Below are 10,580 nucleotides of genomic sequence, written 5' to 3'. Positions count from 1 at the left end.
GACGGTGACGTCCTGGAAGTCGGCCGTACGGGCGTGGAACGCCATGGCGAGCTCCCGGTCGTCGACCGGCACCTCGGACAGCGCCGCCGACAGCGACCGGTACCAGAAGCTGAGCCCCTGCCCGTCGTGGGCCAGATTGCCGCGCTTGTGGTGGCGGATGTGGGCGGTGGGCGCGGAGCGCAGGTGGCGCCAGCCGAAGCGCCGGGTGATGTCGGCCATGATGAGGACCCCCTTGATTTCGTCATGAAGACGATAAAGGGTGAGCCTGATTAGAGTCAAGGTGACTATTAAAGGGATGTGGGGCGGTGGGTGGCCGTGTACCTGGCCGGGATCTCGCCGCCTCCGTGTACGGCGAGGTCGGCGCCGTTGACGTACGAGGAGAGGTCGCATGCCGGCCAGAGGCAGGCCCGCGCCACATGGGCCCGCCTTGGCGGCGGAGTAGGCGGCGGTGCCCGGCTGCGGGGTGTGGGCGGAGACGCTGCCGATATTGATCACGCTCCCGCCGTCCGGCTGCTCCCGCATCGCCAGGTTCGCCGCCTGGGCCGTGTGGAAGGGGGCGAGGAGGTTGAGCGCGACCACCTTTACCGGATCCCGCAGGTCTGCCACCCGGAAACCGGCCTCGCGCCCGCCCGTCGACGGCAGGGCGGCCGGAGTCGAGCGTCCGCGGACCATGACGTCCGCGCCGCTCGCCAGGAAGGCTCTCGCGATCGTGGCCCCCGGGCCCCTGGTGCCGCCGGTGACGAGCACGGCCCGTCCGGTGAAGTCCATCGCGTGGGGCTGCTCGTCCGTGGTCGGGCCTCCTGCGTCGAAATCTACCAAGCACTTGTTTGGTTTGGCGGAGCGGACGGGGGCCGGGTCGTGACAGGGGGCGGATACACGACCGGCCGGTGACCTTTGCAGAGGTCACCGGCCGGCCGGGCGGTGCGCCGCCCCCGTCCCCACGGTGCGGCGCGAGCAGGTCACCGTTCAGTCATCCCGTGAACGGCGGCCTGGGTCTTCGGTCAGCCCGAGCGCGGGCAGCACGGTGGCCTCCACGAACCGGAGCAGGTAGTCGGCGTCGGCGTACTGGCCGCTGAGCACGGGCCGGACGCGCAGCACGCCGAACATCATCGCGGGGATGTACTCCAGGGCCGGATGGCCCGCTCGCACCTCGCCCCGGGCCACACCCCGCGCGAGCATCTCCTGCAACGCGGCGATCTCCGGATGCACCAGCGCCTCGCGCAGCGCCTGAGCCAGTTCGTGGTCCGCCGTCACGGCGTGCCCGAGCGCCTGCAGCAGCTTGGTGTCCTTGCCGGACCAGTCGCCCGCGGCCCGCGCGGCCTGGCGCAGGTCCTCGGCGAGGGATCCGGTGTCGATGCCCGCGAACCGCACCCGGCGGCTGGCCCGCAGCGCGGCCGCGACGAACTGGGGCTTGGTCTTCCACTGCCGGTAGAGCGTGGACTTGCTGCAGCGGGTGCTGGCGGCGACGCCCTCCATGGTGACCGACTCGTAGCCGCACTCGCGGATCTGCTCCAGCACGGCGTCGAAGAACTCCCGCTCACGCTCCGGCGTGATCTTGGAGCGGCGCGAGGCGACGACCGTCTCCGGTCCCTCCGCGGCCTGCGACGTCATGTGCTGCTTCCCCTCACTCGTGGTCCGGCGTCCGGCGGGTCGTCCGGTGCGGCCCACTGGAGCAGCGCTCGAGCGGGGCCGCCGACCCTGTCTCCAGTGTGTCGCACATCAATCGATACGCCAGTGTACCGGTACTCAGCCGTATCGGTACACTGGCGTATCGGTACGAGGACGTATCGATGAGCTTGGGGCCACGGCCGGGGCTCAGACGCACCACCAGACGCACCACCACACTCAGCACGTCAGCGAAGGGGCCGGGGGATGACTGCCCGAACCGAGCCTGCAGAGGCAGAAGCGGAGCCGGACGCCACCGCGCGTCCGGCACTGATACGTGAGCTTCTGCTGGTCGCGGGGCTCTTCCTCGTCTACAAGCTCGGCCGGCAACTGGCCACCGGGCACACCGCGAACGCGTTCCACAACGCCCACCGCGTGTGGGACCTGGAACGCGCGCTGCACCTCCCCCACGAGAACGCCGTGCAGTCCGCACTGCTGCACGGCGACACCCTCGTCCACCTCGCGAACACCTACTACGCCACCGTGCACTTCCCGGCGACGCTCGCCTTCCTGGTCTGGCTGTACCTCCGGCGGCCCGCGCACTACGTGTGGGCCCGCAGGGTCCTCGCGGTCGTCACCACGGCCGCGCTGGTGCTGCCGTTCACCTTCCCGCTGGCTCCGCCGCGGATGCTGACCGGCGACGGCCTGGTGGACACCGCCCGCCTCTACGGCCCGTCCGTGTACGGCCCGCCGTCCAGCGACCACCTGTCCAACCAGTTCGCGGCGATGCCGTCGCTGCACTTCGGCTGGGCCCTGATGGTGGCGATCGGCCTGATCGTGGCCACCCGGTCCCGGTGGCGCCCGCTGTGGCTGCTGCACCCGCTGATCACCCTGCTGGTGATCGTGGGCACGGCGAACCACTACTGGCTGGACGCGATCGTCGCGACGGCCATGCTCGGCATCGCCCTCGCCGTGATCCATCCGCCGCGCCGGACGGCCACCACGGCGGACCGCGGCACCGGCCGGCTCGCGCCGCGCGAGAGCGTCCTGGCGGGAGCGGGCCGATGAACGCCGCCGCCCTGACCGCCGTCGTCCTCTCCCTCGTCTCGGCCGTCGCCTACGCGCTGGCCGCCGTCGCCCAGGAACGCCTCGCCGCCCGCACCACGGACACCGGGCTGCCGCGGTTGCTCACCACCGGCGCGTGGTGGTCGGCGGTCGGCCTGAACGCCGGCGCCGCCCTGCTGCACGTCGTCGCCCTCAGGTACGGCCCGCTCACCCTCGTCCAGCCGCTGGGCGCGCTCACCCTGGTCGCGGCCGTACCGCTCGGGGCGCGGGCGGCCGGGCGCCGGGTCAGCACGGCGGAGTGGCGGGGGACGGCGCTGACGCTGCTCGGCCTCGCCGCACTGCTCGTCACCGCCTCCGGTCCGGCGCCCGCGCGGGTGCTGACCCTGCCCGGGGCACTGGCGGTCGCCGGTACGACCGCTGCCGCCATCGGCGTGCTCTCCCGGCCCGGCGCCCGGCCGGGCCTCAGGCACGCGGCGGCGTCCGGCTTCGCCTCGGGCGTCGCCTCCGCGCTCACGCAGACGGTGACCGTGGCGGCAACCGACCGCACGGGCCGGGTACCGGGCACCGAGGTGATCGTCGTCGCCGTGCTTGTCGCCGCGTTCGCCGTCGGCGGGCTGCTGCTGTCCCAGACCGCCTACCGCGGCGGCCTCGGCGCGCCGCTGGCCGTGGTCACCCTCGCCAACCCGGTGGCCGCCGCCGGCATCGGCCTGACCCTGCTCGGCCAGGGCCTCAGGGGCGGCCCGGCCGGCGTGCTGCTGGCCCTCGCCGGAGCGGGTGCGGCGTCCTGGGGGGTGGTCCTGCTCACCCGGGTCACCGTGCACCCGGTGCCACCGGTGCAGCCGGTACTCGAGGACGACGACCACCCCGTGGCCGCGGTGCTGGCGCTGGAACCGGGCACGGCGACCGCCGAGCCGGCGCTGGTGCCACGGCAGCCGGAGCAGCCCGGACACCTCACCTCGCTCTGACCACCCCGGCTCCATGGACACACGACGGCGGCCGGTGCGCGCGGGTTTCGCGTGCACCGGCCGCCGTCGCCGTACTCCCCGTGTCCTGTTCTCCCCGTCGGGGACCGCTCAGTTCCAGCCCCGCGAGTCCTGCTTGAGCGCGGTGTCGACGGTCAGGGCCGTCGCCACCACGAGGCTCAGCAGCGGCTCGGGCAGCTGGTAGTGGATCTGCAGGACGTAGTTGTCCGCGCTCGTGAAGAGCGTCTTGGCAAGGCCTTCCCAGGTCTTGGTGATCCGGGCGACCTCGTTGTCGGCGTGGTCGACGATCGCGAAGTTCCACGCCCGCCAGTTCTCCGCCTTGATCGCGCCGACCTGCTGGCCGTTCGCGTTCATCGCGAAGTTGATCTTCCCGATCATGTTCTGCTGGACGATCTCACCGACCTGCGAGCCGTCCGGGCGCGTCACGATCACCCGGGACTTGAAGATCTTCGCGGGCCGGGTCAGCAGCAGCTGCGGCTGGCCGTAGGCGTCGCGGATCTCCAGCTTGTGGGTCAGGAACTGGTCCCAGCTGGAGACGAAACGGAAGATCTTCCGCAGCACGCCCTGGCCGACCTCGGTGACCGAGCCGAGCTCGCGGCCGTTCTGATCCATGACCTTGTACTCGTTGGTCACCTCGATCAGCTTGGCCTTCTGGTTCACCACCAGGACCGGCTCGGTGAAGAGGGTGCCGCCGCCGGGGCCCCCGGCCGCGACGCCGGCCTGCTGCTGCACCTGGCGCTGCACCTTGGCGTCGGCGACCTGCTGCTGCGGAGCGGCGTACTGCTGGGGGGCGGCCTGCTGCTGCGGGACGGCCTGCTGCGGGGGTACCTGACCGGCGGGCGCCTGGGCCGGGTTGGTGTGCTGGGTCCACTGCGCGCCGTCCCAGTAGCGGAGCGTCTGCGGGGCTCCGTGCGGATCCGGGTACCAGCCTGCCGGAGTGTTCGATTGCGTGGTCACCGGGGCACACTACCCTGATGTGACCGGTACCTGACCAGTCCGCACGGAGCGGTCCTCATCGCCCGCTCACTGCGTCGCGATGGCGGGGTCGCTCACGCCGGGGTTCCCGTTCTCGACGTGGCCGGCGAAGCCGCGCAGGAAGGCCGGGTCGGCGTCACTGGTGACCGTCACGTCGTACCAGCGCCTGCTCGCCGTGAGGTCGACGGTGTGCCTGACGGTCGCGCCGGGCCGTACGGTCACCGTGGCCGGGCTGCCGCCGTAGCCGTTGACGAGCTTCAGCTTCACCGTGCCGGAACCCTTGTTGGTGAAGGTGAGTTCCAGGTGGTCGCCCACGTGCCGCGCGGTCGCCTCCGGGCCCGCCGCCTTCCCCCTGCCCTTGAAGACGCGCAGGAATCCGTTGGGCCCGTGCACGGCGAGGTCGTGCACGCCGCCGGAGTAGGCGGAGTTCCAGGTGTCGGAGAGGGACGTACCTGCCGCGGTGGTGTAGGTCCAGGGGCCGTCGGTGCGGTTGCCGGAGGTCACGAGGAAGCCGGCGCCCGCGTGCGCCCCCGAGGCGAACGTGAGCGTGAGGGTACCGGCCGCCGTGTCGGCGGAAGCGTCCACCGCCGGGGCGTACTTCAGCGGGCGGGTGGGCCGGCTGCCGCGCTCCTGCTTGGGCAGGGACGGGTGCGCGGGCGGCTTCGGCACGTAGTCGGGGTGACGGTTGCGGTCCCGCGGCTCGTAAGCGGCCGTGGACGGCAGCGCGACCGGCTTGGCGTCCTTGCGGGAGAAGTCGAAGGCACTGGTCAGGTCACCCGTGACGGCGCGGCGCCAGGGCGAGACGTTCGGCTCGTGCACGCCGAAGCGGCGCTCGATGAACCGGATGATCGAGGTGTGGTCGAAGGTTTCGGAGCAGACGTAACCGCCCTTGCTCCAGGGCGAGACCACCAGCATCGGCACGCGCTGGCCGAGACCGTAGGGGCCTGCGGCATGGCTCGCGTCGCCCTTGTACAGGTCGAGCGAGGGGTCCACGCTCGACCTGCCCTGGGCGCCGGAGGCCGGCGGGAAGGGCGGGACCACGTGGTCGAAGAAGCCGTCGTTCTCGTCGTAGGTGATGAACAGTGCCGTCTTGCCCCACACCTCGGGGTTGGCGGTGAGCGCGTCCAGGACCTGGGCGACGTACCAGGCGCCGTAGTTGGCGGGCCAGTTGGGGTGCTCGGTGAAGGCCTCAGGGGCGACGATCCAGGACACCTGCGGCAGCTTGCCGCCCTTGACGTCGACCTTCAGCCGGTCGAAGAAGCCCTCGCCCTTCTTGGCGTCGGTGCCGGTGCGGGCCTTGTCGTACAGCGGGTCGCCGGGCTTGGCATCCCGGTACTGGTTGAAGTACAGCAGCGAGTTGTCGCCGTAGTTGCCGCGGTAGGCGTCGTTGATCCAGCCCCAGCCGGCGGCGGCGTCCAGGCCGTCGCCGACGTCCTGGTAGATCTTCCAGGACACCCCGGCCTTCTCCAGACGCTCCGGGTACGTCGTCCAGCCGTAACCCTTCTCGTCGTTGCCGAGGACCGGGCCGCCGCCCTTGCCGTCGTTGCCGACGTAACCCGTCCACATGTAGTAGCGGTTCGGGTCGGTCGAGCCCATGAACGAGCAGTGGTAGGCGTCGCAGACGGTGAAGGCGTCGGCGAGCGCGTAGTGGAACGGGATGTCCTTGCGGGTCAGGTACGCCATGCTCGTGGTGCCCTTGGCCGGGACCCAATTGTCGTACTTGCCCCCGTTGAAGGCCGCATGCGTGTCCTGCCAGCCGTGCGGCAGGTCCTGGATGAAGGCCAGACCCAGGTCGTCGGCGTCCGGGTGGAAGGGCAGGACGTCCTTCGTGCCGTCGGACTGCTTCCAGACCGACCGGCCGTTCTGCGTGACGGAACGGGGGTCACCGAAGCCGCGGACGCCTCGGAGCGTGCCGAAATAATGGTCGAAGGATCGGTTCTCCTGCATGAGGACGACGATGTGCTCGACGTCCTGGACCGTCCCGGTGCGGTGGTGCGCGGGAAGGGCGGCCGCGCGCTGGATGCTGCTGGACAGCGCGGTGAACGCCGTGGTGGCGCCCGCGAGTTGGAGGAAGCGGCGCCGGTTCACTTCGGGCATGTCGGTGAGGGTCCTCTCGTAACAGACGTACGTGATGCCGTCACATGACGGAATCTGCGCGGAGCGAGTGTTCCAAGAGCAGCAAACGTCAGGGAAGGGTCCGGTGGCTCTCGTGTGAAACTCGGCGGTCCGTGAGGTGCGCACCGTACGGCACCTTCCGTGGCGCACCCGCCTCGGGGGCCCGCGGAACTACCGGGCGTCCTGCCGCGCGAGGGTGCGGCCCAGTTCCAGCGGGTCCCGCCGCGTCCGCGCGTACAGGGCCATGGCGAGTTCGGGTGCGGCGAGGAGGGCCTCGCCGCCGGGGTCGCCGGTCGCTCGGGCGGCGAGGGCGAGTCCGGTCCAGGTCTCCGGGTCGCCGTCGCCCCGGACGATCCGGCTCCGGAAGGCGTCGAGGGCCTCCCCCGTCCGGCCCGCGACGAGGGCGACGTCCTCGGGGCGCGCGCCCTCGACGACGGCGCCCGGAGCACCACCGAGACGGTGGACGCCCTCGGGGTCGGTCAGCAGGCGGCGCAGCAGAACCGCGCGGGTGTCCAGGCCCCGCACGGGACGACCGGGCACGAGGCGGCAGGCGGGCGGGTCGTGGGGAAGCGGACCCCCGCCGGCGAGAGCCTCGGCGTACCCGCGGACCGCGTCCGGATCGGGCCGCAGATGATACGCCCGCCAGGTCGCCCGGTGGTCGGCGGCGGCGAGTTCGGCGGCGGCCAGAGCGCGGACGTCGACCGGCTCGGCGAGCCAGGGCTGGAGCGTTCCGGTCAGCTCTGCCACCAGCCTGCTCCCCAGATCGGTGAGGTGGGGCGCGGCCGCGACGGAACGCAGGGCGTGCGCGGTCTGGGTCCGCCACAGGGCGAACTCGAAGCGCCCGAGCGGATGACGGCGACGGCGCCAGAACCGGGTGACACCGTGGAAGGCGTACACGCCCTGCAGCAGGCCGCCGAGCGGGCGCGGGTCGTCACGCCAGGGCGCGTAGTACCGCGGTTCACCGGTGTCCTCGTGGAGGGTGAACAGGTGCATGAGCGCGCTGAGTTTGTTGTGCTGGAACTCGTGCACCAGCGTCGAGGCGAACTGCTCGGCGTCGTCGGGCACGGACGCCAGCGCCGCACCGAAGGCGTCCCCGGAGGAGGCACTGTGCGGCCGGTACCGCTCGGCGCGCGGCCGGGGTACGACCACGGCCAGCCCGCGCGCGATCGCCCGGGCCTCCTCGGCCCCGGTCTCCCTCAGCACCTCCCAGGCCCCGCCGAACAGCTCCCGCCAGTCGCCGGCGGTGGGGAGCGGCTGGGGCGCGGTGGGGGTGCGCAGGGTGCGGTAGGGGTCGAGGTCGTCGAGCACCAGGGTGCAGCCGTCGGCGGCCAGTTCGGTGAGGGGGTGCCAGCCCGGACCGGGGACGGGCCGTCCGGCGACGGTGACGTGCCCCCCTGCGACGGCACGCACCTCGGCCGTCGACCATGCGGCTGCGCCGTCGTGCGCAGCGGCGGTGTCCCGGTCGCTGCCGTCGCCGTCCAGCCGTACGGCCCCGAGGCAGGGCAGCACCACCCATCCGCGCCGCACCGGTACGTCCGCGCGGAACTCCAGCCCGGCCAGGACCGCCGCACTCGCCGCGAGGGCGTGGAGGTGGCCGGTGTGCACCCACACCGGCGCGTCGTCCCGGGCGGTGCCGCGCAGCCGGCGCAGGGTGTGGGCGGCCCAGGCACCGGTCGCGGGGTAGGCCAGCACCCGCTCGGCCGCGGCCGGGTCGGCCGCCCGGGCCCGGACGAACAGCTGCCAGGCGTCGGAGACCGGTGGCAACGGGCCCTCGGCGGCCGGTGGCAACGGGCCGGCGGGGGCCGGTGGCCGCGCGGCGTCCAGCACCGCGCGGATGACGAGCAGCCGCCAGCTGCGCTCGCTCGCCCGGAGGCCGGTCACGGTGTCCGGGCCTCCGGCACCGCGGAGCAGTTCATCGAAGGCGGCGGCGGGCAGGACGTGGGGCGGGGCGGTCGGGTGGCTCACCGAGGCGGTCCCTCTAGGCCTCGCGCGGCGGCTGGTAGCCGCCGTAACTGCCTTCGCCGTCGTCGATCCGGCTGAGCAGCCGGCTCATGGAGGCGTCGGACGGCGGCAGTTCCAGCCCGGGCCAGTCGTCCAGTCGAACGCCACTGAGGTCAACCAGCTCGGACTCGACTCCCGGCATCTGCATCGCGCTGTCCCTGTGTGTTGCCTTGACTGGCATCCGACGAAGAATGTGACTGAATACCACCTTTCAGCGGTATTCAGACGACTTGATCGACTCTAGAGCATCGACCCCACACGTCACGGCCGCCGCACGGAAACCCACCCGAAATGAGTGATCCCCGACGCCCTGCGGGTAGAACGCGAACGTGACTGAACTCTTTTGTCGCACCGCGGAATTGGCTTGCCGGGAGGCGCTTTTGGGGTGGACGGGCTGAGCCCGGTGCCGGAGCCGGACGGCCGCCCCGGTCTGGACCCGCTCCGGGTGGCGGAGGTGATGGTCCGGGCGACCGGTGACGCCCGGGGCCCCGGCCGGCGCGGCTCCGGCTACCGGGCGGGTCCGGGCTGGGTGCTCACGGCCGCGCACGTCGTGCGGGGTGCGGCGGAGGACGCCGTGCGGGTCAGGTTCGAGGCCGACCGCCCCGCCGAGTGGACCGCGCCGGCCAGGGTCGCCCTCGCCTGTGACGAGGCGGACGTGGCGCTCCTCGAAATCACCGGCACGCCGCCGCCAGGCGAGCACGCGGCAGCGGTGGACCACCCGGTCTACGGCGACCTGCCGGACGCGGACCTGCACCTGCCGTGGAGCGCGCTGGGCTTCCCCCGCTTCAAGCTGCGCAGGGACCTGATGCGGCTGCTGGACGACGGTTCACCCTCGCAGTACCGCGACTCCTGCCATGCGCACGGCCTCACCTCGGTCCTGTCCAACCGCCGTGAGGGCACGCTGGAGTTGGTGGTCACCCCGCCGGCCGCCGACCCGGACCCGCGGCGCTCGCCCTGGGAGGGCATGTCAGGGGCGGCCGTGTGGCACGACGGGCGGCTGGTCGGCCTGATCAGCGCGCACCATCCCGCGGACGGGCTGGGCCGGCTCGCGGCCGTCCGGGTGAGCCGCTGGTACCCGCTGCTGGGCGCGTCCGAGCTGGCCACCCTGCACACGTGCGCCGGCCTGCCCCCGTCCCCGGCCGGCCTCTCCCGGCGGGAGGAGGTCACCGGGGCCGCTCCGCCCGCCGCCACGCTCGCCCATCTTCCCTCCGACCTCCGGCTCGGCGAACTCGGCGCGCTGGCGGACGCGTTGGTGAGGCTGCCGGCCGTGGCCAACCGCACCGCGCTCGACCTGGTGCTGTCCGGCATCGACCCGTCGGTCGCCGCGATGAGCCCCCGCTCGCCCGCCCTGCGGCCGGACGTGTTCGGGATCCTGCGCACCTGTCTGCGCTACCCGGGCAGCCTGGACCAACTCCTTGAAGCCGTACGGCTGTTGGAGGGGGACTCGGCCGGGGTGGCGCTGCTGGACCAGGCCGCGTCGGCCCTGTCCCGGCGCCACCGGCGCGACCCGGACGCGGTGACCTGATATCGCGCGCCCGGCTGAGCGCGGGGTTTCGCAGACCGTGCGGCGGGTCATGATGAGGAGGATGTGAGCAGCCAGCATCCAAACACAGCCGGGGGAAGGGGTTTGGCCGCCATGGAGCCGACTGTGTCCGACGTGGAGTCCAGCCTGGTCGATCTCGCGGGGGTATCTCTTGAAACGCTGCGCTCCATTGACGACCGCGTTCTCGCGCCGTCGGTACGGGAGTTGCTGCCACAGATCGACCACCATCTGGCCAGCGTCAGCACACTCGACGGCGGGGAAGTGCGCTTCGACTGACGCGCTCGGGGCCGCTC

General features: G+C 72.5%; 10 protein-coding genes. 4 read left to right on the top strand and 6 right to left on the bottom strand.

From position 1 onward, the window contains the following. Both ACZ7HQ_RS10675 and ACZ7HQ_RS10670 read right to left on the bottom strand, forming a co-directional pair. The coding region (locus ACZ7HQ_RS10675; protein ID WP_470987099.1) for an SDR family NAD(P)-dependent oxidoreductase at positions 1-768 on the bottom strand (768 nt) is incomplete at its 3' end. Between the two features lie 198 nt (positions 769-966). Further along, a complete protein-coding gene (locus ACZ7HQ_RS10670; RefSeq protein WP_470987097.1) occupies positions 967-1,611 on the bottom strand; it encodes a TetR/AcrR family transcriptional regulator in 645 nt (214 codons plus the stop codon). A gap of 261 nt (positions 1,612-1,872) precedes the next feature. Between ACZ7HQ_RS10670 and ACZ7HQ_RS10665 the strand changes: the two genes are divergently transcribed. Both ACZ7HQ_RS10665 and ACZ7HQ_RS10660 read left to right on the top strand, forming a co-directional pair. After that, positions 1,873-2,673, top strand: a complete 801-nt coding sequence (locus tag ACZ7HQ_RS10665; protein WP_470987095.1) for a phosphatase PAP2 family protein — start codon at positions 1,873-1,875, stop codon at positions 2,671-2,673. Then, a complete protein-coding gene (locus ACZ7HQ_RS10660) occupies positions 2,670-3,635 on the top strand; it encodes a DMT family protein (RefSeq protein ID WP_470987094.1) in 966 nt (321 codons plus the stop codon). The genes ACZ7HQ_RS10665 and ACZ7HQ_RS10660 overlap by 4 nt, the downstream gene beginning before the upstream one ends. Before the next feature lie 108 nt (positions 3,636-3,743). On the opposite strand, the gene ACZ7HQ_RS10655 is transcribed toward ACZ7HQ_RS10660, so the two are convergent. From ACZ7HQ_RS10655 to ACZ7HQ_RS10640, 4 genes are all read right to left on the bottom strand, one after another. Continuing rightward, positions 3,744-4,610, bottom strand: coding sequence for an LURP-one-related family protein (locus tag ACZ7HQ_RS10655; protein WP_470987092.1), 867 nt, complete (start codon positions 4,608-4,610; stop codon positions 3,744-3,746). A gap of 66 nt (positions 4,611-4,676) precedes the next feature. Continuing rightward, on the bottom strand, positions 4,677-6,725 hold the full coding sequence (locus ACZ7HQ_RS10650; protein WP_470987090.1) for a phosphocholine-specific phospholipase C: 2,049 nt from the start codon (positions 6,723-6,725) through the stop codon (positions 4,677-4,679). 189 nt (positions 6,726-6,914) lie between these two features. After that, entirely contained in the window at positions 6,915-8,708 is a 1,794-nt protein-coding gene (locus ACZ7HQ_RS10645) for an HEXXH motif domain-containing protein (RefSeq protein ID WP_470987088.1), read from the bottom strand. Positions 8,709-8,721: 13 nt separating this feature from the next. Next, a complete protein-coding gene (locus ACZ7HQ_RS10640) occupies positions 8,722-8,892 on the bottom strand; it encodes a hypothetical protein (protein ID WP_470987087.1) in 171 nt (56 codons plus the stop codon). A gap of 237 nt (positions 8,893-9,129) precedes the next feature. Between ACZ7HQ_RS10640 and ACZ7HQ_RS10635 the strand changes: the two genes are divergently transcribed. Together ACZ7HQ_RS10635 and ACZ7HQ_RS10630 are read left to right on the top strand one after the other, a co-directional pair. Continuing rightward, a complete protein-coding gene (locus ACZ7HQ_RS10635) occupies positions 9,130-10,269 on the top strand; it encodes an effector-associated domain 2-containing protein (protein WP_470987085.1) in 1,140 nt (379 codons plus the stop codon). A gap of 123 nt (positions 10,270-10,392) precedes the next feature. Continuing rightward, positions 10,393-10,563, top strand: a complete 171-nt coding sequence (locus tag ACZ7HQ_RS10630; RefSeq protein ID WP_470987084.1) for a hypothetical protein — start codon at positions 10,393-10,395, stop codon at positions 10,561-10,563. The last annotated feature ends 17 nt before the right edge of the window (positions 10,564-10,580 follow it).

It is taken from the genome of Streptomyces sp. NPDC037290, from assembly GCF_055603245.1.
The sequence above is the reverse complement of the archived record's forward strand: the minus strand, read 5'-3'. Positions and strand labels throughout refer to the sequence as shown.

What these genes read in the sequence shown, in the direction of transcription:
- ACZ7HQ_RS10660 (WP_470987094.1), top strand. Translation starts at nt 2,670, where the DNA reads ATGAACGCCGCCGCCCTGACCGCCGTCGTCCTCTCCCTCGTCTCGGCC.
- ACZ7HQ_RS10640 (WP_470987087.1), bottom strand. Translation starts at nt 8,892, where the DNA reads ATGCAGATGCCGGGAGTCGAGTCCGAGCTGGTTGACCTCAGTGGCGTT.
- ACZ7HQ_RS10670 (WP_470987097.1), bottom strand. Translation starts at nt 1,611, where the DNA reads ATGACGTCGCAGGCCGCGGAGGGACCGGAGACGGTCGTCGCCTCGCGC.
- ACZ7HQ_RS10650 (WP_470987090.1), bottom strand. Translation starts at nt 6,725, where the DNA reads ATGCCCGAAGTGAACCGGCGCCGCTTCCTCCAACTCGCGGGCGCCACC.
- ACZ7HQ_RS10665 (WP_470987095.1), top strand. Translation starts at nt 1,873, where the DNA reads ATGACTGCCCGAACCGAGCCTGCAGAGGCAGAAGCGGAGCCGGACGCC.